A 20,277-nucleotide genomic window follows, 5' to 3' on the forward strand; every position below is an offset into this window, starting at 1 on the left:
TAGCGAAGCGCTCAGGCGCTGCGGCGGAGCTTCACGGTGAGGGAATCCGCGAGCACCGCGATCCGGTCATCGGACGCCCAGCGCTGAGCGAGACGGGACAGCACGGCGTCGAGCACCTCGCGCTCCAGGCCGTCGACGAGCTCCAGGATCACGATCAGCTCCGGACCGCGCAGGCGCGCGTCGGGGTCTCCCGCGGCGACGGACACGTCGATCACGGCGAGTTCGTGCGCCACGCTCTCCTGCAGGGCGGTGAAGACCTCGGTGGAGAGGAAGCTCGGCTCCCAGGCATGCTCCTGAGCGATCGCCCACACCGCGGGACGCCGGAAGACGAACTCGGTCTCGGACGTCGGGTCGAGCACGATCAGGTCGGTGTCCTCGGCGGACGCCGCCAGCGCCGCACGGAGCGCCTCCACGGGGATCGGGCGTGCCGTGGGGTCCCACTTCTGCATCGCCTCGACGGAGGAGAATACCGGCTGCACGCGTCGGCCATCGGGCGCGGCGACCGTGACGATCGACAGCTCCTGCGTCTTGTCGACGGCGAGACCGCTCGGCGCGATGCCCTCCTCGCCCTTCTCGGCGATCAAGGGGATCAGCACCCGCGCGGAGCGGAAGGCGTCGACGACCTCCACCTGACTGCCCTCGCCCGCACGGAAGCGCAGCAGCGCAGCCAGCAGAGCCGGGTCGGCGGAGCCGTCGTCCGCGGCGTGCGGGTTCGACTCGAAGCTGCGCCCCTCCCAGGGGACGCCGGCCGAGTCGCCGTGGTTGTGCGATTCGGGCCCGCAGGCGTGCGGGTCAGTCTCCTGCGACATCCAGCGCCTCCGCCAGCGTGAACGCTCCGGCGTAGAGGGCCTTGCCGACGATGGCGCCCTCGACGCCCAGCGGTACCAGCTCGCGGAGCGCGGCGATGTCGTCGAGGTTGGAGATGCCGCCGGACGCGACGACCGGCTTCGGCGTGCGGGAGGTCACCTCACGCAGGAGCTCGAGGTTCGGGCCGCGGAGCGTGCCGTCCTTGGTGACGTCGGTGACGACGTAGCGGCTGCAGCCGGCATCCTCCAGACGGTCGAGCACCTCCCAGAGATCCCCGCCCTCCTTGGTCCAGCCACGGGCGGCGAGCGTCGTGCCGCGCACGTCGAGCCCCACGGCGATCGCCTCGCCGTACCGGCCGATCACGTCGGCGGCCCATTCGGGGTTCTCGAGCGCCGCGGTGCCGAGGTTGATGCGCGTCGCGCCGCTCTCGAGTGCCGCTTCCAGCGTCGCGTCGTCGCGGATGCCGCCGGAGAGCTCGATGTTGACGCCCTTGAACTGCTTGATGACCTTGCGGAGGATCGGCGCGTTGCTGCCACGGCCGAAGGCGGCGTCGAGGTCGACCAGATGGATCCACTTCGCGCCCTGCGCGGCCCACTCCCCCGCGGCGTCCAGCGGGTCGCCGTAGCTCGTCTCGGTTCCGGCCTCGCCCTGGGTCAGGCGGACCGCCTTGCCCCCGGCGACGTCGACCGCGGGAAGGAGCGTGAGCGAGGGGGACTGCGCGAAGTCGTTCATGGGGTCCTTGTATCGGGAAGGTCGGCGGCCCGGTGCGGGCACGAGAACCGAGGGTAGCCCGCCGGAGGGCGGGGGACAAAACGGATGACGCCTGAGCGCGAGGTCAGAGACTCCCCACCCAGTTGCGCAGCAGCTGGATGCCGGCATCCCCCGACTTCTCGGGGTGGAACTGGGTCGCCGACAGCGGGCCGTTCTCGACGGCGGCGAGGAACGGGTCCCCGTACGTCGTCCAGGTGAGCGCGGGCTCGGGGAACGGAGGGATGACGTCGAGTTCCCACGACTGCGCGGCATAGGAGTGCACGAAGTAGAAGCGCTCGTGCTCGATGCCCCGGAAGAGGACGCTGTTCGCCCCCGGCTCGACCGTGTTCCAGCCCATGTGCGGCAGCACCGGGGCATTCAGCTCGGTGACCGCTCCCGGCCACTCTCCGAGGCCCGCGGTGTCATGACCGCGCTCGACGCCGTGTTCGAACAGCACCTGCATGCCGACGCAGATCCCGAGCACCGGACGGCCACCGGCCAGCCGACGGTCGATGATCTCGTCTCCGCCGTGCGCGAGCAGCGCATCGCGGACCGCCTGGAACGCGCCGACGCCGGGGACCAGGAGGCCATCGGCCTCAAGAGCCTCCTTGCGGTCCCGCGTGAGCACGGCATCCGCTCCGGCGGCGACGAGCGCCTTGACCGCGGAGTGGACGTTGCCCGACTCGTAGTCGAAGACCGCGACGCGGGGACTGCTGCTCACAGCGCACCCTTGGTCGACGGGATGCCGTCGACGAGGGGGTCGAGGGCCTTGGCCTGCCGGAACGCCCGGGCGAACGCCTTGTACTCGGCCTCCGCGATGTGGTGCGGGTCGCGGCCGCCGAGCACGCGGACGTGCACGGTCAGCGCGGAGTTGAAGGTGATGGCCTCGAAGGAGTGGCGCACCAGCGAACCCGTGAAGTGCCCGCCGATGAGGTGGTGCTCGAAGCCCGCCGGCTCCCCGGTGTGCACGAGGTAGGGGCGGCCGGAGATGTCGACGACCGCCTGCGCGAGAGCCTCGTCGAGCGGGACGAGGGCGTCGCCGTAGCGCGAGATGCCGGACTTGTCGCCGAGCGCTTCGAGGATCGCCTGACCCAGCACGATCGACACGTCCTCGACGGTGTGGTGTGCGTCGATGTTCGTGTCGCCCGAGGCACGGACCGTCAGGTCGGTCAGCGAGTGCTTCGCGAACGCGGTGAGCATGTGGTCGAAGAAGGGCACCGAGGTGTCGATGCGGCTCGCACCGGTGCCGTCGAGGTTCAGCTCGAGCTCGACGGTGGACTCCGACGTGCTGCGCACGCGGCTCGCGGTGCGCGGGGTCAGTGCGGGGGTGCTCATGAAGCCGATCCTATCGAGGCCAGTGCGTCCAGGAATGCAGTGGTCTCGGCCTCGGTGCCGGCGCTCACCCTGAGGTGACCGGGGATGCCGACATCGCGCACGAGCACGCCCCGATCGAACAGCTGCTGCCAGGTCGCCTTCGGGTCGGCGACCCCGCCGAAAAGCACGAAGTTCGACCACGACTCATGCGGCGTGTAGCCGAGAGCCTCGAGCGTCGCCGTGATCCGATCGCGCTGCTCGATGATCTCCTCGACCATCCCGAGCATCACGTCGGCGTTGCGCAGCGCCGCCACGGCAGCCGCCTGCGTGAGCGCGCTCAGGTGATACGGCAGGCGCACCAGACGCAGCGCGTCGATGAAGGCCGGGTCGGCCGCGAGGTAGCCGACCCTGGCCCCGGCGAAGGCGAACGCCTTGCTCATGGTGCGGGACACCGCGAGCCGGGGACGCCCCTCGAGCAGGGTCAGAGCAGAGACCGCGTCGTGCGGAGCGAACTCCTGGTAGGCCTCGTCGACGATCACGATGCCGCGAGCAGCCTCGTAGACGGCCTCGATGACGTCGAGGCCGAGGGGCGTGCCCGTCGGATTGTTGGGCGAGCAGAGGATGACCACGTCGGGGTCGGCGGCGCGCACCTGCTCCGCCGCCTCCTCCGGGGTGATCGTGTAGTCGGGCTGCCGGGTGCCCGCGATCCAGCGCGCGCCGGTCCCCTGCGCGATCAGCGGGTACATCGAGTACGTGGGCGCGAAGCCGAAGGCCGTTCGGCCGGGACCCCCGAAGGCCTGCAGGATGTGCTGGAGGACCTCGTTGGAGCCGTTGCCCGCCCAGATCTGCTCGGCCGAGAGGCCGTGGCCCAGGTAGTCGGCGAACGCCTCGCGCAGCGCGGTGAACTCCCGGTCGGGGTAGCGGTTGACCTCGTGGATCGCCACGGCGATGTCGTCGAGGATGTCGCTCGCGACGGCATCCGGAATCGGATGCGTGTTCTCGTTCACGTTGAGCGCGATCGGGAGCGGCGCCTGCGGTGCTCCGTACGGAGTCAGTCCACGAAGATCGTCACGCAACGGCAGATCATTGAGGGAGAGGGTCACCCTTCCCATGTTAAGCCGCTCGTCGAGCGGATGACGCAAAGTTGCCGCGGGCGGCTCAGTTCCCGTACTGAGCCGGGATCGCGAGCTCCTGACCGATCTGGAGACCGCCGCCGCGCAGCAGGTTCATCCGGCTGATGTCGCCGATGACGTCGCGCGGGTCGGCGTCGGGAGCGACCGAGGTCGCGATCGACCACAGCGTGTCCCCCGGCATGACCGTCACGGTCTCGATGCTCGCCGCCGGCGCATCAGAACCGGAGGCGATCGCGCTGCCCCCGCTGAGGGCGGCGAAGGCGATGCCCACGGCGAGGGGCACGGAGGCGAACGCCAGCAGCACGGCCCGACCTCGCATCGTCAGCCGGAGACGCGTGGTTGGACGGGCCGACGCCGGGATGACTGCTGCGGTGCTGAAGCTGATGCTGCTCATGTCGTGCTCCTTAGCCTGTCCCGAAGCGGGGAAGCCCCGGGGAAGTTGGCGTAGCGTTCGCATTCGCGTCTCGGCCGGGAGCCGTGAATGCGAAGCTACGTACCGAAGATATCTTCGAGTTCGAACATCTGTCAAGTATTCTTCGAAACCACCTCCGAAAATCGGCCGACACGCTCGAACAGATCTTCCAGATCCGGTCGATTCTCGGATACGGTTTCGATAAGAACACCCCACCACGGGCCTCCGACATTCGAAGAGGGACGTCGGATCACGCACTTAAGGAGCACCATGAGCGAGAACTCTGCCCCCGAGTCGGAGGCACCGCGGACGCGCCGGCGCAAGAGCCTGAGCCCCAAGCAGATGGCGATCCTCGAGGTCATCCAGAGCTCGATCGCGAACCACGGCTACCCGCCGAGCATGCGCGAGATCGGCGATGCCGTCGGTCTCAAGTCGCTCTCCAGCGTGACCCACCAGCTCGGCCAGCTCGAGCTGAGCGGCTACCTGCGGCGCGACCCCGGCAAGACCAGGGCGATGGAGGTGCTCATCGACCTGCCCGGCACCAGCACCGAGAACCCCGCTGACGTCGCGACTCCGGTCGGCGACGCCGCGCTCGTGCCCCTGGTCGGGCGGATCGCGGCCGGAGTGCCGATCACCGCGGATCAGCAGGTCGAGGAGATCTTCCCCCTCCCGCGGCAGCTCGTGGGCAAGGGCGACCTGTTCATGCTCAAGGTCTCCGGCGAGTCGATGATCGACGCCGCCATCTGCGACGGGGACTGGGTCGTCGTCCGCTCGCAGAGCAACGCCGAGAACGGTGAGATCGTCGCCGCGATGCTCGACGGCGAGGCCACGGTCAAGGTGCTGCGTCGCCGCGACGGGCACACCTGGCTCCTCCCCCGCAACTCGGCCTTCGAGCCCATCCTCGGCGATGAGGCCGTGGTGCTCGGCAAGATCGTGGCGGTGCTCCGCGCGGTCTGACCCGTCAAGGAACGACGAAGGCCCTCCCGGAGCTCCGGGAGGGCCTTCGTCGTCCCGGGCACGAGTGTGACGCCGCGTGCCGTCGGCCCATAGGCTCGAAGCATGTCGTCGTCCCCGTACGGTTCCTGGTCCTCGCCCTTCTCCGCCACGTCCGTCGCGGCTTCCTCCCCCCGCATCGACGGTGCACGCTTCGTCGGCGCGGAAATCTGGTGGGGAGAGTCGGTCCCGGCCGAGAAGGGGCGCGTGACCGTGCGGAGCTCCTCCGGCGCCGAGATCCTCCCCGCCCCCTGGAGTGCGCGCTCCCGGGTGCACGAGTACGGCGGCGGCGCCTGGACGGCCGATGCCGACGGCACGCTGTACTTCGTCGACGCCGGCGACCAGCGCGTGCATCGCCTGGCGTCCGGCGACCTTCCCGTGCCCCTCACGCCGCCCGGGCCCTCCCACGGTGGTCTGCGCGTGCAGGACGGCCGTCTGCTGGCGGTGCGCGAAGACCTGTCGACGACCCCGCACACGCGCGCGGTCGTCGAGATCCCGATCGACGGCTCCGCCTCCGACGACCCGACGGCCATCCGGGTGATCGCACAGGGGGACGGGTTCTTCGCCCACCCCGCGCTCTCCCCCGACGGGACCCGCGCCGCCTGGGTGGCGTGGGAGCGCGGACGGATGCCGTGGGAAGACGCCCGCGTGCAGATCGCCGAGGTCGATGGCGGGCACCCGCACACGGTCCCGTCGCGGACGGCGCTGCAGCCCGAGTGGACGAGCGACACGGAGCTGCTCTTCGCCGACGCACCCTACGACCGCTGGGAGCTGTACCGCCTGACGGTCGACGGCGTCGAGCCCTCCGGCGCTCCGCAGCCGCTCGCCCCCGCCGACGCGCCGGCGGACGCCGACACCGGCTACGGCCTGTGGGTGCTCGGCAACCGCTGGTTCCGTCCCCTCGACGACGGACGCATCGTCGCCGTCCGCACGAACGGCCGCGACGAGGTCGTGGTCTTCGACGACGACGGCGGCACGGTGCTGGTCGACCTCCCCGCCGATGGACACGTGAGCGTGGACGACGTGGACGGGACGCGCGTGCTCCTCTCCGGGAACGGCTCCCGCGTCGCACCGGGACTCTGGTGCGTCGACACCGACTCCGGAGAGGTCTTCGCGGTGCGCGGCGGCGAGCCCGTCGATCCGCAGTGGATGCCCCCTGCCCTGTCGATCGAGGTCGACGGTCCGCACGGTGCCGTGCACGCCTTCGCGTATCCCCCGGCCCATCCGGAGGCGACAGCGCCCGAAGACGAGCTCCCGCCCTACGTCGTGCTCGTGCACGGGGGGCCGACGGCCCACGTCACGGGCGCGACCTCTGCGGCGGTCGCCTTCTACACGAGCCGCGGCATCGGCGTGCTCGACGTGAACTACGGCGGGTCGACCGGGTACGGCCGCGCCTACCGGGAGCGCCTGGACGGGCAGTGGGGCGTCGTCGACGTCGACGACGTGATCGCCGCCGCCCGCGGCCTCGCCGACGCCGGGCTCGCGGATCCCGCCCGCATCGCGATCCGCGGCGGATCGGCCGGCGGATGGACCGTGCTGTCCGCCCTGGTCCGCGGAGGGACCTTCGCCGCCGGGATCAGTCGCTACGGCGTCGCCGACCTGCGGATGCTGGCCGCCGAGACCCACGACTTCGAGGCGTCCTACCTCGACGGCCTGGTCGGGCCGCTCCCCGAGTACGAGCACGTGTACATCGAGCGCTCACCGCTGACGCATGCCGATCGCATCGACGTCCCCGTGCTGCTGCTGCAGGGCGGCGAGGACCGGGTGGTGCCGCCGTCGCAGTCCGAGGCGATCCGCGATGCACTCGCGGCGCGCGGCATCGATCACGAGTACGTGCTGTATCCGACGGAGGGACACGGATTCCGCAGCGCCGAGTCGATCGTCGATGCGCTGGAGCGCGAGCTGACGTTCCTCGGTCGCGCGTTCGGCTTCGAACCGCGGCTGTGACGACCGGGGCTACTCCCCCACGCGGTTGCGCAGACGCATGGCGCGGTCGGCCTCGCGGGTGTCCTGACGCTCGCGCAGGGTCTGCCGCTTGTCGTACTCGCGCTTGCCCTTCGCCAGAGCGATCTCGACCTTGGCGCGGCCATCGGAGAAGTACAGCTTCAGCGGGATGAGCGTGTATCCGCCCGCCGACACGGCGTGCGCGATCTTGGCGATCTCCTCGCGGTGCAGCAGCAGCTTGCGGATGCGCTTGGCCGAGTGGTTCGTCCAGTGCCCCTGCGAGTACTCCGGAATGTGCACCGAGTCGAGGAAGACCTCGTTGCCCTTGACGAAGGCGTATCCGTCGCTGAGGTTGGCGCGCCCCTGGCGCAGTGACTTGACCTCGGTGCCGGTGAGCACCATCCCCGCTTCGTACGACTTCTCGATCGTGTAGTCGTGACGTGCGCGACGATTGGTCGCGACGACCTTCTCTCCGCGTTCCCTGGGCATGATGCTCTCCTGTTGCCGTGATGAGCTCGATCGATCATTCCGATCGAGCAGCCTTTCAGGCTATCAGGTACGGAGCCAGCGTCGGATCGCGAAGCCGGCGGAGAGCGCGGCGAGCACGATGCCGATGCCGATCAGGACCGGCACCACCAGGGCGGCGTCCTGCATCGTCACCCAGGTCGTGATGAACGGTACCCGTCCGCGCAGGTATCCGTTCACGCCGAAGTGCACGCCCGCGACGACCGCGGCGCTGGCGAATGCCGACCCGAGGAACGCGGCGAACACGCCTTCCAGGACGAAGGGTGTCTGGATGAAGCGGTTCGAGGCGCCGACCAGGCGCATGATCCCGATCTCCTTGCGGCGCGCGTACGCCGACAATCGGATGGTCGTGCCGATGAGCAGGGTCGCGGCGATGAGCATCAGAACGGCGATGCCGACCGCGATGTAGGTCGCGACCGTCAGAGCGGAGAAGAGAGGTTCGAGGTATTGCAGCTGATCCTTGACCTGCTCCACGCCGGCCTGGCCGCTGAACGCCTCGGCGAGCACCTGCGACTGACCGGGGTCCTTCATCGTGACGAAGAAGACCTCGAACGCCTGGTCGGGCGTGAGCACGCTCGCCTGGTCCTCACCGAGCTGCTCGACGAGCTTGGCGTAGGTCTCCTCCTTGGTGTCGAACGTGATCGAGCTGATGAGAGGCGCCAGGGCGTCCCCCTCCAGCTGAGCGCGGACGGCGGCGACCTGCTCCTCGCTCGCCGCGCCGTCGACACAGGTGTCGGATTCCGAGACGGCCGAGCACATGTACACCGCCACCTGGGCACGCTCGGCCCAGTAGCCGCGCATGACGCCGATCTGGCCCTGCATCAGGATCGCCGCTCCCACGAAGGTCAGCGACACGAAAGTGACCAGCACGACGGAGATGACCATCGAGATGTTGCGCCGAAGCCCACCCAGGGCCTCGGTCAGGATGAGACCGATTCTCATGAGGTCGGGCCCACTTCCTCGTCGTCTTCGTCGGACAGTCCGAGGCGGTCCGCGACGCCGAGCTCCGCGACGTCGACCGTCGGCAGGGTGATCGGGTGCGTGCGCGGCCGGACGACGGCGGGGGGTTCGACCACGGCGGGCGGCTCCACGATGTTCGCCGGGTCGTCGACGTCCCGCGGCTGCTCCGGGGGCTCCACGGTGCGCGGGGGCTCAACGGTGCGCGGCGCCGGGGCGTCCTCGCCCGTGGCGGCGACGGGCTCGGCAGCGGGCGCGGCGGCCTTGCGCTGCGTGCTGAGCTCTTCGGCGAGGGCGGCACGGACCACGGAGAGATCCGCGGTCTGCCGCTGCACCTCCTGCACCGCGGTGAGGGCCGCGGCGGCCGCAGCTCCCCGCACCTCCTCGGGCACCAGGCGCGGGATGTTCGAGGTGTCGCCGTATCCGCCGTGCACCTCGTCGCGCACCATCTCCCCGTCGCGCAGCTCGATCACGCGGCGCTGCATCTGGTCGACGAAGCCGGCCTCGTGCGTGGCCATCAGCACGGTGGTGCCGCCCGCGTTGATGCGGGCGAGGAGCTGCATGATGTCGACGGACGTGGCCGGGTCGAGGTTTCCGGTCGGCTCGTCGGCGAGCAGCACCTGCGGACGGTTCACGAGCGCGCGGGCGATCGCGACGCGCTGCTGCTCACCACCGGAGAGCTCGTGCGGCATCCGCTTCTGCTTCCCGTCGAGCCCGACGAGTGCGAGCGCCTCCGGCACGGCCTGCTGGATGAACCCGCGCGACGAACCGGTCACCTGGAGCGTGAAGGCCACGTTCTGGTAGACGGTCTTCGACGGGAGCAGACGGAAGTCCTGGAACACCGAGCCGATGTGGCGCCGGAAGTAGGGCACCTTGCGGTTGGCGAGCGAGCGCAGGTCTCGACCGAGCACGGCGACGCGTCCCGCAGTGGGCACGTCTTCGCGCAGGATCAGGCGCAGACAGGAGGACTTGCCGGAGCCCGAGGCACCGACGAGGAAGACGAACTCCCCGCGCTGCACCTCGAAGTCGACACCGGAGAGGGCGGGCTTCGACGTCCCGCGGTAGCGTTTCGTGACGTTCTCGAACCGAATCATGGCTGTTCGAGCCTAAGCGCGGGCCCTCCCCTTGCCGCGAGCGACACCCCGCGCGGTGCGTCCTCTGCGACGTCCTCCGGCGACGGGATGGGGATTGCTCCCCATCCCGAGTCCACCGGCGCGTCCCCGTGCACTGATATACAGGAAGCTGCCCGTCGCGCGGACAGCGCGACGGAGAGACTTCGAGGGGGACCCTGATGACGACACCTGCCGGTTGGTACGACGACGGATCCGGACGCCAGCGGTGGTGGGACGGACAGCAGTGGACGGAGAACTTCGCCCCGGAGACGGGCACGCCCGAGTCCGCGGCGACCGAGGCCGGAACGCCGGAATCAGCGACCGACGTGGCAGCGGCCGACGTGGCAGCGGCCGACGTGGCAGCGACCGAGCCGGCAGCAGCCGACCAGGCCGCCGTCGAGTCGCAGACCTCCGCCTACCCCACCTACCCGGTGGCGGATTCCGCGCAGCCCGCTGCCGGATACCCGGGGGCCGCGCCGGCCTATCCCGGCGCCGGCGCGCCGGCGGGCTACCCGGCCACCTCCTCCTACGCGCAGCAGCCCGTCCCGGAGGGGCCCAAGAAGCTCTCGATCCTCGGACTGGTCGGCCTCGGCCTGTCGGTTCTCGGAACGATCCTGGTGTTCATCCCGGTGGTCGGCTTCGTCGGGTTCATCCTGCTCGCCGCGGGCTTCGTCGTCTCGATCGTCTCGCTGTTCCTCAAGGGCAAGAAGTGGCCGGGGATCGCCGGTCTCAGCCTGGCGGTCGTCGGCACGATCATCGGCATCATCATGGCCTTCGTCTACTTCTTCGCCATCGCGCAGGGCGTGAGCAGCGAGATCGACAACCTGCCCAGCTCCTCGCCGTCGATCGAGGCGACCGAGCCGAGCGACACCGACGGCACGGATGGCGCCGACGAAGGCGTCCGTCCGACCACGGCGGAGGTCGCCGTCGGCCTGACCGCAATCCTGACCGCGGATGGCGCCGAGAACTACACCGAGGGACAGATCACGTGCCTCTCGGGCCTGCTGGTGGATTCCGATCTCGACAACTCGACCCTGCGCGCGATCGCCGAGAGCGACGGCACCCTCACGGATGTCGACGCGGCGTACGGGTTCGCCGAGGTGCTCGGCGACACCGAGGCCATCACCGCCTGCTTCGCCGGCTGACCTCGGCGAAGCGGAACCCCTCTGATGACGACGCCTCCCGGGTGGTACGACGACGGCGCGGGAAGTCGACGGTGGTGGGACGGCGTGCAGTGGACCGCGCACGTCGTCACCGCCCCGGCGACGACCGCAGCAGAGTCGGCGACGGAACCGGCGGTGGTCGACGCCGCCCCTGAGGAGGCGTCGTCCGCTGCCGAGGAGGCGTCGTCTACCGCCGAGCCTGAGCCCGAGCCGTTCGCCCCGCCGTACCTGGCTCCGTCCGCTGCGCCGATCGCACCCGCGAGCGTGCCGCAGGCCGGCGTCGCATGGGCATCGGCACCGGCATCCGCATACGGAGCTCCGTGGGCGGCGCCCGCACCGGTTCCCGCCCCGGCACCGGGAGTGTCCGTGCTGGGGGTCGTGGGCCTGGCGGCCGTGGTCCTCGGCGTCGTGTGCGTGGGCATCCCGCTGATCACGATCGTCGGCTGGGGTCTCCTCGCCGTCGGGTTCGTGCTCTCGCTGGTCTCGCTGTTCCTGCGGGGACGCCGCTGGCCGGGCATCACCGGCATGGTGGTCGCGGTCGTCGGCGCGTTCCTCGCCCTCGCCGTGTCGCTCGTGGTCGGGCTGGTCTCGGCAGCGGCGGAAGATCGGGGTCTTCTCTCCGGTTCCGACGAGCGACCGCCTACCGACTCCTCCGCGATCGAGGGCGCCGAGATGGTCCCCTTCGCCGAGCTCGAGGTGGGCGACTGCATCCCCCTGTTCGATTACGGCGACGAGGAGGAGATCTCCGAGGTCCCCGTCGTGCCCTGCGACCTGCCGCACACGGACGAGGTGTACTTCATCTTCGACCTCGAGGACGGCAAGTTCCCCGGAGCCGACGTCGTGGAGGAGGCCGCCTGGGATCGCTGTCTCACGGAATTCGAGAAGTTCGTGGGCGTCTCCTACGAAGACTCCGCGCTGGACTTCTATCCGTACTGGCCCACGGAGGGCTCGTGGATCGGCGCGGACGACCGCACCGTGCAGTGTGTCGCCGTCAGCTACGACGACGTGACCGGGAGCCTTCGCGACGCGGGGTACTGACACGGCACGAAGAAGGCCCCGGAGAGATCCGGGGCCTTCTTCGTGTGGTCAGTCCTCGATCTTGCGCTTGCGCCAGCGGATGCCCGCGGAGATGAAGTCGTCGAGGTCGCCGTCGAACACGGCGGCCGGGTTCCCCGACTCCTGCCCGGTGCGGAGATCCTTCACCAGCTGCTGGCCGTAGAGGAAGTAGGAGCGCATCTGGTCGCCCCAGCTCGCGGTGATGTTGCCCGCGAGCTCCTTCTTCTTCGCCGCTTCCTGCTCCTTCTGCAGCAGCAGGAGTCGGGTCTGCAGCACGCGCATGGCGGCGGCGCGGTTCTGGATCTGCGACTTCTCGTTCTGCATCGAGACGACGATGCCGGTCGGAAGGTGCGTCAGGCGGACGGCGGAGTCGGTCGTGTTGACCGACTGACCGCCGGGGCCCGAGGAGCGGAACACATCGACGCGGATGTCGTTCTCCGGGATGTCGACCTCGGTGGCCTCTTCCATCAGCGGGATGACCTCGACCGCCGCGAACGACGTCTGGCGCTTGTCGGCGGAGCCGAACGGGCTGATGCGGGCGAGGCGGTGCGTGCCGGCCTCGACGGAGATGGTGCCGAAGGCGTAGGGCGCGTCGATCTCGAAGGTCGCGGACTTGATACCGGCGCCCTCTGCGTAGGACGTGTCCATGACCTTGACGGGGTACTTGTGCCGCTCGGCCCAGCGCAGGTACATGCGCATGAGCATCTCGGCGAAGTCGGTGGCGTCGTCGCCACCCGCGCCGGAGCGGATCGTGATGATCGCGGCGCGCTCGTCGTATTCGCCGTCGAGAAGCGTCTGCACCTCGAGCTGGTTGATGAGGTCGGTGAGTGCGGCGAGCTCGGTGCGCGCCTCCTGCGCGGAGTCCTCGTCCTCCATCTCGTTGGCGAGGCCCACGAGCACTTCGAGGTCGTCGAGACGCTGAGCGATCCCGGTGATGCGGGCGAGCTCGGACTGACGGTGGCTGAGGGCGCTGGTCACCTTCTGCGCGTTCTCGGTGTCGTCCCAGAGGTCGGGGGCACCGGCCTCCTCGCTGAGACGCGCGATGTCGTCGCGGAGACGGGAGACATCGACGACCTCGCTGATGTCGCCGAAGGTGTGCCTGAGCGCCTGGATTTCGGCGGAGAGATCTAGTTCGAGCATGACACCTCAGCCTAACGTGCCGTCTGCCCGCGCGGGGACCCCGCACGAAGGAGCCCTCCGCACGAGGAGTAGCGTGAAGGCGTGAGCAGCAGTGCATCGTCGGTCCTCAAGCAGTTCGGGCCCATGGTGTATCTGCCGACGATCCTCTTCTCCCTCGGCGAGGGCGCCGTCATCCCGCTCATCCCGGTGCTCGCCGCGTCGATGGGCGCCGATGTCGCGTTCGCGGCGCTCGTCGCCTCGGCGCTCGTGATCGGGCAGCTGTGCGGCAACCTCCCCGCCGGATGGGCCGTGGGACGGATCGGCGAGCGCTTCACGATGGTGATCGCGGGCGTGATCGCGATCGCCGCCGCCGTGGGCATGGTGCTCGCCCCGAGTCTCGGTGTCCTGGCGGCCTCGGTCTTCCTCCTCGGGATCTGTGCGGCGGCCTTCGGCCTCGCCCGGCACGCCTTCATGACCACGCGGGTGCCGGTGGCATTCCGTGCGCGCTCGCTCTCGCTGCTCGGTGGCAGCTTCCGCCTCGGCATCTTCATCGGTCCCTTCGTCGCCGCCGGACTCCTGCAGCTCTTCGGCAGCGAGAGCGCGGCGATCTGGTTCTTCCTCGGATGCCTGGTCGTCATGGTCGTGCTCGTCCTGTTCGGTCCCGACCCGGAGAAGACGATCCCTCCGATCGCCCCGACGACCCGCGAGCGCTTCGTCGAGGACTCCGGCGAGGCGGTAAGCGGATCCATCCCGACGATCGAACGAGCGGGCATCTTCCAGACGATGTGGCGCCAGCGGTCGGTGCTCGGCCGGCTCGGACTGGCCGCCGCCTCCCTGTCGGCAGTGCGGTCGGCACGGCAGGTGGTCCTCCCGCTGTGGGGACTGTCGCTGGGACTCGACGCGTCCACCATCGCGCTCGTCGTCGGCATCTCAGGAGCGATCGACTTCGCGCTCTTCTACGCCAGCGGTCAGGTGATGGATCGCTTCGGACGGCTGTGGGCGGCGATGCCCGCCATGGTGCTAATGGGCGCAGGGTTCCTCGCACTGTCGTTCACGCACGATCTCGACTCCGCGGTGCTGTGGTTCGGCATGTTCGCCGCCGTGCTGGGCGTCGGGAACGGACTGTCCAGCGGCATCCTGCTCACCCTCGGCGCGGATGTCGCCCCGAAACGCGAACCCGCGGCGTTCCTCGGCTCATGGCGTACGCTCACGGATGCCGGTGGCGCTGTCGCCCCGCTGCTCGTGTCCGCGATCACCGCTGTGGCGACGCTGTCCATCGCGGCCGGCGCGATGGGCGTGATCGGTCTCGTCGGCGCGGTCGGCTTCGTGCGGTGGATCCCGCGGTTCGTGCCGCGCGAGCGGCCGGAGGATCCCGCCGACTGAGCCTCGACGGGGCGCCTCCTCCCCCGCCGCCCGTCCGGGCAGGTGTGGCCGGTGCTGTCACATCTGGCCGTCCGGCGTCGGATCCGCTCCGACCGCTCGCCACGGACGGATCCGCGCGCCTACCGTGTCTCCGTACCTGACTCTGGGGGAGACGCAGATGCCCGATTCCACACCATCATCCGACAGCCGGCGCGGCCTCGATCGTCGCACCGTCCTCGTCACGGCCGCCTGGTCGGTGCCCGTCGTCGCGGCGGCGATCGCGACACCGCTCGCGGCCGCGAGCGGTGAACCGACGCGCACCGTCAGTGCTTCGAGCCGCGTCTCCGTGCCTCCGGCCGGCGATCCGACCTGGGACGACGAGCAGTACGGCGTGGGCAAGCTGCTCGTGCCGTATTCGCCGGTCGTGCTGGGGCTCTCGTTCACGAACCTCGGCGACCCGCTGCAGGCCGGCGAGATCTACATCGAGGGTCTCCTGACCTCGGCCGCGAAGAACGCCGCGGGACAGGACCTCTTCCGGATCAGCGGTGCGAACAACAACAACTGGACCTTCGTGGCCACCGGCACCCCGCAGCACGCGGCGACCTCGACCGATGCGTCGTACCCGGTGTGGTTCCGCTACCAGCTGCCGCTGGCCACCGGGCAGACCTCGAGCACGGTGTACTTCACGCTGAATCCGACCGGCGCCGTCGCCGATCGGCGCTATGTCAACGGCGTGCTCCAGATCCCGGGACAGATCCTGTACTCGCGGGCATACATCAACCCGGACCTGTCGACGATTCCCGCGGGCAGCGCCGTCGTGCCCGCCGAATTCGTCGCCTCCTGGTCGCGCGTACCCCTGCCCGGGGTCACCGACCATTTCCACATCGAGCCCGCCCCGGAGTGAGGCGCGGGACCCGACCCGTCTGGTCTTGCCCTCCAGGCCCCGGCCAGACGCCCCCAGTGAAGCGGCGGAGCCGCCCTTGCCACGCCTCGATCCCCGATGCGCCAAGGCTCTCCCCATGCGCGCCCCGCCGCTTCACGTCTTCCCGCGACACCATCGCCGCGGGGGCCGTCACCACAGCGCGGTGCGACTCGTGGCGGTCGACTCCAGGGCGACGCCGTCGGGCACGAACAGGGTGAGCAGCGGCGGGTGCCAGTCCGCGGTGACCGTGACCCGCGCCGAGACACCGTCCGGCGTGCCGGCCCTGACGACCGCCGCCTCTCCCGGCAGCTCCGCCACCAGGGCGGTCGCCTGCTCCTCGACCCCGGCGTCCGAGAGTGCGGCGCGGACGGCTCCGTCGCCCGCGACGACCGTGAACCCGTCCGCTCCGGCGAGCGCGGCGGAGTCGGCGAGCGCGTCCAGCCGCTTCTGGGCGATGTAGAGGTCTGTGGCGCACACGCACACGAAGATCACCGCGAGGGCGAGGAGCACGTAGCCGAGCGTGAGCAGGAGGACACTGCCGTCCTCGCTCCCCCGGGACCTCACTCCTCTCCCCACAGCCGCGACATCTTCTGCACGGCGTCGGCCTGCACGGGGACCGCCGTCGATCGATCGAGGCCGAGCATCTCCGGCATCAGAGGGAGGCGCACCCGCGTCGCGACGGTGACGAGGATGGTCGCTCCGGCGGAGGGGCATCCGGCGCCGGCCGGTGTGCAGGAGAGCGATACATCCACCGCGGCGGCATCGAGGCCGTACTCGTCGACGACGGCCGCGAGCACCGCGTCACTCCGCTCCGATGCCGAGGCGGCGTCGGGCGCCTCGGCGATGACGCGGGCCATGTGGCGCGCTGCCGCCTCCGTGCCGAGAGTCTGCTCCTGGATCGTCCCGAGCGCGATCACGAGGTACACCAGCGGCACGAGGAGGATGACGCCGACCGCGATGAACTCGAGTGCCGCCGATCCCTCCTCATCGCTCGCCGAACGTCTCCACGGGAGCATGCGCTTCCACCTCCATCGCGAAAGGGACGCCGATCAGCCCGAGCAGCGGGAATGTCGTTCGGACGCGGACGTCGACGATCTCGCGCGGCGGCGCACCCGAGGTACCGACCCGGATGTCCTCGGCGTAGGCGCCGCCGACCGCCCGGGAGATGACCTCGCGGGTGCGGTCGATCCCCTCCTGCGGGCTCGTGTCGGCCAGGGCCGCATGGTAAGCGCCCTCCACGGCCGCGTCATGGACCACATTGCGCACGTACACGGCGAGCGCCAGCTGGAGCACCGCGAGGGTGAGCGCCGTGAGCAGGGTCCCCACCAGCAGGAACTCCACCGGGCTGGAGCCCCGATCGTCTGCGAGCGGGCGATCGCCGCGCACCTCAGAGCCCCGAGACCCGTTGGATCGCCTGCTCGAACAGGGACGTCAGCGCCGGTCCGGCGACAGCCCAGATGAGCACCACGAGGCCCGCCGTCATGAGTGTCACGAGCACCCAGCCGGGGACGTCACCCGCCTCGTCCTGCATCAGATTCCGGACTGCCGAGCGCGCGTGAGTGATCATCCGGCAAGTCTGCCCGGAGGCGCTCCTCCCACCCCGGAGTTATCCACAGGCGCACCGCCGCGAGGTCGCCGTCAGCCGATCCCGAGGCGGAGGATGAACAGGCCGGGGTAGATCGCGAAGAGCACCGACAGCGGCAGGATCAGGAACACCAGCGGGAGGAGCATGAGGATCTCCTTCCGTCCGGCCTGCTCGATGAGCGTGCGCTTCGCATCCTCCCGGGCATCGCCCGCCTGCGCATGCAGCACCGCGGCGAGCGGCGCCCCGTGCTCGAGGGCGGCGATCACCTGGTCCACGGCACGCGACAGTCCGGGGAGCTGGAGGCGGGCGGCCATCTCCCCCAGCGCGTCGGCCAGGGGCGACCCGGTGCCGACAGCGAGCACCACCTGCCGGAGCTCGGCCGTCAGCTCGCCGGAGCCGACAGCCGCCACCCGGCGCAGCGCGTCGAGGAATCCCTCACCGGCGGAGAGGCACAGCGCCAGGAACTCCAGGGTCGTCGGGAGTTCATCGGCGAGCCGGATCCGCCGGGCCCGGGCACGCGCCGAGAGCTGCATGTCGTAGGCCGCGGCCGCCAACGCGCCGCACAGCAGCGGCATGACGCTGGTCGGGACGGAAAGCCGGCCCAGGAGCGCCAGCACGATGAGGAGGACGGCTCCCACACCGATGCCGGCGAGCGCCCAGCCGAGCTGTCGTCCGCGGAACGCCGCCGGTTCCCTCCTCAGCCCCGCCCGAGAGAGGCGTCGACGGAGTGCCTCTCCCCCGCCCAGCATCCGCTCGAATCCATCCCGGGCGCCGTGCCACAGCGTGCGGGCGCTCGCGGGGAGCACGCCCGTCGCGGGGAGGATGCCCTGCGGCAGGAGCTCGTCCGACACGACGTCGCGCACATAGGGCCCGATCCGGAGGGTCAGGGAAGCAGCCCGCCACCGCGGCAGCGCAGAGAGCATGCTCAGCACCCCGACCGTGAAGGCGCCACCGATCAGCACGGCCGCGGCGACGGCCGAGACGTCGTTCACCCGAACCACCGCCGCGGTTCGGGGAGCCGGCCGATGCGGACCATGATGTGGAACGCGACGACGGACACCGCGGCGCCCACGCAGATGACGACGATGCCCTCCGGGGTGCCGTACGCCGACGCTCCTTCGGGACGCATCACGAGCAGTCCGAGGATGACCCACGGCGCGATCGCCCCGAGGACCGCGGCGCCGCGGATCCAGGACTGCCGGGCCTCGACCTCGCCGCGCAGCGCGGCATCCGCACGGACCGAGGCGGAGAGGGCGCGGAGCACGCTGATCAGCTCGGTGCCGCCGACCTGACGCGCCATGCGCAGGGTCTCTGCGATCCGATCGCCGATGGGGTCGGCCAGCGTGGACTTCAGCCGGTCGAGGCTCGTCTCGAACCGCCCGCTCGCCCGGAGATCCCGCGAGAACACGAGGAACGCGGGGCGCAGCGCCGACGGTGCGGACTCGGCCAGACTCGCCACCGCGTCCGGGAGCGACAGTCCCACGCGGATGGACGCGATCAGGAGATCGCAGACATCGGGCCAGAGCTGCCGCCGCAGCCGTCGCAGCCGCAGTCGCCGTCCTCGCAGGAACGCGATCGGTGCGACGCCTCCCGCGACCCCGCTCAGCACCGCGAGCACGGCGAGACCGGTCAGGAGCCAGACGGCGGAGGCGGCGATCAGGGCGGTGGCGATCACGACACCGATGAGCGCCCGCGACGGGAGGGCGTCGAGCCCCGCCTCCTCGATCAGACGGACCAGCCGACCGCGTCGGACGATCCGCTCCTCGTCGCCCCGTGCCGGCCACATCCACGGGGACAGGCAGAGCAGCACGCCCGCCGCGAGCAGCGCCCCCACGAGGAACGTCATGATGCGACTCCGAGACGCCGATGATCGAGGTCCCCGGCGCGTGCGGCCGCCGTCGGGTCGAGGTAGGCGCGGCGGGTCTGGATGCGTCCGTCGACGAGTTCGCCGGTGGGGGCGATGATCTCCTGCACCTGTCGCTGCCCCGCGCGATCACGGGCGCAGTGCACGACGAGGTCGACGGACGACGCGAGGGCGGGGGCGATGAACGCGCGATCGATGTTGCGGCCGGCCAGCAGGGGCAGGATGCTGAGCTTCTCGAGCGCCTCCGTCGCCGAGTTCGCGTGCACCGTGCAGGCCCCCGGAACCCCGGTGTTGAGAGCGAGCACCAGGTCGAGCGCCTCCGCATCGCGCACCTCACCGACGACCAGCCGATCCGGTCGCATGCGCAGCGCTTCCTTCACCAGTCGTCGCAGGGTGATCTCCCCGGTGCCCTCGAGGCCGGCCTGACGTCCCTGCAGAGCCACCAGATCCGGGCCCTCCACCGCCAGCTCGAACGTCTCCTCGACCGTCACGATGCGCTGGGACGGGGCGCAGACGGCGAGCAGCGCTCCGAGCACCGTGGTCTTGCCGGCGTGCGTCGCACCGGACACGATCACCGTGCGCCCGTCGATCATCGCCGCCCGGAGCATCTCCGCCACCGCCCGCGGCATCATCCCCTGGTCCGTCAGGGCCTCGAGGGACCGGTACATCGGCAGGAACTTGCGGATGTTCACCGCCCAGGAGCCCCGCACGACATCGGCGATCGCGACGTGCAGGCGCGATCCGTCGGGCAGCGACGCATCCACGAACGGCTGGCTGATGTCGACGCGGCGCCCGGTGGACTGCAGCATCCGCTCCACGAGGTCGCGCACCGCGGTCTCGTCGAGGCGGAGCCCGGTCCGCTCCGCCACTCCGCCCCGCGCGACGTGGACGTGCCCCGTGCCGTTCAGCCAGATCTCCTCGATCCCGGGATCGTCGAGCAGGGGCTGCAGCGCCCCGAAGCCGCTGAGCGCGGCGAGCACGTCGCGCACGCACGCCGTCTCGTCCTCGATCAGCGCCTCACCGCGGGCGAGGGCGAGATCGTCGTAGCGGCGCACCTCGGCGTAGGTGATGCGCCGGGCGGCATCCGGATCGATCGAGGGATCGATGCCCTCCGCACGCAGGCGCAGCCGCACCCGCTCGGCGACCAGGAGGGAGGGATGACTCACACCCGCATCCTCGCAAGAATCCGTCACCCGCCCGTGAAGTTCTCCACAGCCCGCCGCGACACCTCGACACCACACCCCGCACCAGAGCGCAAG

Annotated in this window: 23 protein-coding genes; 6 read left to right on the forward strand and 17 right to left on the reverse strand. The window is 70.5% G+C overall.

Annotated elements, in window-relative coordinates; genetic code table 11:
• Positions 1-11 precede the first annotated feature (11 nt).
• The 6 genes from AC07VM_RS00165 to AC07VM_RS00190 all read right to left on the reverse strand — a co-directional run bounded on the left by AC07VM_RS00165 (position 12) and on the right by AC07VM_RS00190 (position 4,398).
• The gene (locus tag AC07VM_RS00165) at positions 12-809 is read right to left on the reverse strand and encodes an SseB family protein (RefSeq protein ID WP_267415187.1); all 798 of its coding nucleotides are present in this window, start codon (positions 807-809) and stop codon (positions 12-14) included.
• Positions 793-1,539 (reverse strand): bifunctional 1-(5-phosphoribosyl)-5-((5-phosphoribosylamino)methylideneamino)imidazole-4-carboxamide isomerase/phosphoribosylanthranilate isomerase PriA, encoded by a 747-nt coding sequence (priA, locus tag AC07VM_RS00170; RefSeq protein ID WP_091030386.1) that lies wholly within the window; start codon positions 1,537-1,539, stop codon positions 793-795. The genes AC07VM_RS00165 and priA overlap by 17 nt, the downstream gene beginning before the upstream one ends.
• A 103-nt stretch (positions 1,540-1,642) precedes the next feature.
• Positions 1,643-2,278 carry an imidazole glycerol phosphate synthase subunit HisH gene (gene hisH, locus AC07VM_RS00175; protein ID WP_494909529.1) on the reverse strand — a complete coding sequence of 212 codons (636 nt, stop codon included), beginning with the start codon at positions 2,276-2,278 and terminating at the stop codon, positions 1,643-1,645.
• Positions 2,275-2,892 (reverse strand): imidazoleglycerol-phosphate dehydratase HisB, encoded by a 618-nt coding sequence (gene hisB / locus AC07VM_RS00180; protein WP_494909530.1) that lies wholly within the window; start codon positions 2,890-2,892, stop codon positions 2,275-2,277. The genes hisH and hisB overlap by 4 nt, the downstream gene beginning before the upstream one ends.
• Entirely contained in the window at positions 2,889-3,983 is a 1,095-nt protein-coding gene (locus tag AC07VM_RS00185; RefSeq protein WP_494909531.1) for a histidinol-phosphate transaminase, read from the reverse strand. Before AC07VM_RS00185 ends, hisB begins: the two co-directional genes overlap by 4 nt.
• Before the next feature lie 46 nt (positions 3,984-4,029).
• A complete protein-coding gene (locus tag AC07VM_RS00190) occupies positions 4,030-4,398 on the reverse strand; it encodes a LysM peptidoglycan-binding domain-containing protein (RefSeq protein WP_267415194.1) in 369 nt (122 codons plus the stop codon).
• A gap of 288 nt (positions 4,399-4,686) precedes the next feature.
• Between AC07VM_RS00190 and lexA the strand changes: the two genes are divergently transcribed.
• Positions 4,687-5,373 carry a transcriptional repressor LexA gene (gene lexA / locus AC07VM_RS00195; RefSeq protein WP_267415195.1) on the forward strand — a complete coding sequence of 229 codons (687 nt, stop codon included), beginning with the start codon at positions 4,687-4,689 and terminating at the stop codon, positions 5,371-5,373.
• Positions 5,374-5,475: 102 nt separating this feature from the next.
• Positions 5,476-7,356, forward strand: a complete 1,881-nt coding sequence (locus AC07VM_RS00200; protein ID WP_494909532.1) for a S9 family peptidase — start codon at positions 5,476-5,478, stop codon at positions 7,354-7,356.
• Positions 7,357-7,365: 9 nt separating this feature from the next.
• Here the strand turns inward: AC07VM_RS00200 and smpB are convergent, their stop codons facing one another.
• The 3 genes from smpB to ftsE form a co-directional block, all read right to left on the reverse strand.
• On the reverse strand, positions 7,366-7,842 hold the full coding sequence (gene smpB, locus AC07VM_RS00205; RefSeq protein WP_021199784.1) for an SsrA-binding protein SmpB: 477 nt from the start codon (positions 7,840-7,842) through the stop codon (positions 7,366-7,368).
• Between the two features lie 63 nt (positions 7,843-7,905).
• Complete coding sequence (gene ftsX / locus AC07VM_RS00210; RefSeq protein WP_267415197.1) at positions 7,906-8,820, reverse strand: permease-like cell division protein FtsX; 915 nt, start codon at positions 8,818-8,820, stop codon at positions 7,906-7,908.
• Complete coding sequence (gene ftsE / locus AC07VM_RS00215) at positions 8,817-9,929, reverse strand: cell division ATP-binding protein FtsE (protein ID WP_267415198.1); 1,113 nt, start codon at positions 9,927-9,929, stop codon at positions 8,817-8,819. Before ftsE ends, ftsX begins: the two co-directional genes overlap by 4 nt.
• A 197-nt stretch (positions 9,930-10,126) precedes the next feature.
• On the opposite strand from ftsE, the gene AC07VM_RS00220 reads away from it, so the two are divergent.
• Complete coding sequence (locus AC07VM_RS00220; protein ID WP_494909533.1) at positions 10,127-11,092, forward strand: DUF2510 domain-containing protein; 966 nt, start codon at positions 10,127-10,129, stop codon at positions 11,090-11,092.
• A 24-nt stretch (positions 11,093-11,116) separates the two neighbouring features.
• Positions 11,117-12,148, forward strand: a complete 1,032-nt coding sequence (locus AC07VM_RS00225; RefSeq protein WP_494909534.1) for a DUF2510 domain-containing protein — start codon at positions 11,117-11,119, stop codon at positions 12,146-12,148.
• Positions 12,149-12,196: 48 nt separating this feature from the next.
• Here the strand turns inward: AC07VM_RS00225 and prfB are convergent, their stop codons facing one another.
• The gene (gene prfB, locus AC07VM_RS00230; protein WP_267415201.1) at positions 12,197-13,306 is read right to left on the reverse strand and encodes a peptide chain release factor 2; all 1,110 of its coding nucleotides are present in this window, start codon (positions 13,304-13,306) and stop codon (positions 12,197-12,199) included.
• Between the two features lie 123 nt (positions 13,307-13,429).
• Between prfB and AC07VM_RS00235 the strand changes: the two genes are divergently transcribed.
• Both AC07VM_RS00235 and AC07VM_RS00240 read left to right on the forward strand, forming a co-directional pair.
• Entirely contained in the window at positions 13,430-14,668 is a 1,239-nt protein-coding gene (locus AC07VM_RS00235) for an MFS transporter (protein WP_494910735.1), read from the forward strand.
• Between the two features lie 157 nt (positions 14,669-14,825).
• Positions 14,826-15,551, forward strand: coding sequence for a hypothetical protein (locus AC07VM_RS00240; protein WP_267415202.1), 726 nt, complete (start codon positions 14,826-14,828; stop codon positions 15,549-15,551).
• A gap of 168 nt (positions 15,552-15,719) precedes the next feature.
• On the opposite strand, the gene AC07VM_RS00245 is transcribed toward AC07VM_RS00240, so the two are convergent.
• The 7 genes from AC07VM_RS00245 to AC07VM_RS00275 form a co-directional block, all read right to left on the reverse strand.
• Positions 15,720-16,133, reverse strand: coding sequence for a pilus assembly protein TadG-related protein (locus AC07VM_RS00245; RefSeq protein ID WP_267415204.1), 414 nt, complete (start codon positions 16,131-16,133; stop codon positions 15,720-15,722).
• Positions 16,130-16,585 carry a TadE family protein gene (locus AC07VM_RS00250; RefSeq protein WP_494909535.1) on the reverse strand — a complete coding sequence of 152 codons (456 nt, stop codon included), beginning with the start codon at positions 16,583-16,585 and terminating at the stop codon, positions 16,130-16,132. Before AC07VM_RS00250 ends, AC07VM_RS00245 begins: the two co-directional genes overlap by 4 nt.
• Positions 16,554-16,955 (reverse strand): TadE/TadG family type IV pilus assembly protein, encoded by a 402-nt coding sequence (locus AC07VM_RS00255; RefSeq protein ID WP_494909536.1) that lies wholly within the window; start codon positions 16,953-16,955, stop codon positions 16,554-16,556. The genes AC07VM_RS00250 and AC07VM_RS00255 overlap by 32 nt, the downstream gene beginning before the upstream one ends.
• 1 nt (position 16,956) lies before the next feature.
• The gene (locus AC07VM_RS00260; RefSeq protein ID WP_494909537.1) at positions 16,957-17,136 is read right to left on the reverse strand and encodes a hypothetical protein; all 180 of its coding nucleotides are present in this window, start codon (positions 17,134-17,136) and stop codon (positions 16,957-16,959) included.
• Positions 17,137-17,207: 71 nt separating this feature from the next.
• A complete protein-coding gene (locus tag AC07VM_RS00265) occupies positions 17,208-18,146 on the reverse strand; it encodes a type II secretion system F family protein (protein ID WP_494909538.1) in 939 nt (312 codons plus the stop codon).
• Positions 18,143-19,000, reverse strand: a complete 858-nt coding sequence (locus tag AC07VM_RS00270) for a type II secretion system F family protein (protein ID WP_494909539.1) — start codon at positions 18,998-19,000, stop codon at positions 18,143-18,145. The genes AC07VM_RS00265 and AC07VM_RS00270 overlap by 4 nt, the downstream gene beginning before the upstream one ends.
• Positions 18,997-20,184, reverse strand: coding sequence for a TadA family conjugal transfer-associated ATPase (locus AC07VM_RS00275; RefSeq protein WP_267415211.1), 1,188 nt, complete (start codon positions 20,182-20,184; stop codon positions 18,997-18,999). The genes AC07VM_RS00270 and AC07VM_RS00275 overlap by 4 nt, the downstream gene beginning before the upstream one ends.
• Between the last annotated feature and the right edge of the window lie 93 nt (positions 20,185-20,277).

The sequence above is a fragment of the Microbacterium sp. GW821-FHT01D02 genome (assembly GCF_059422585.1).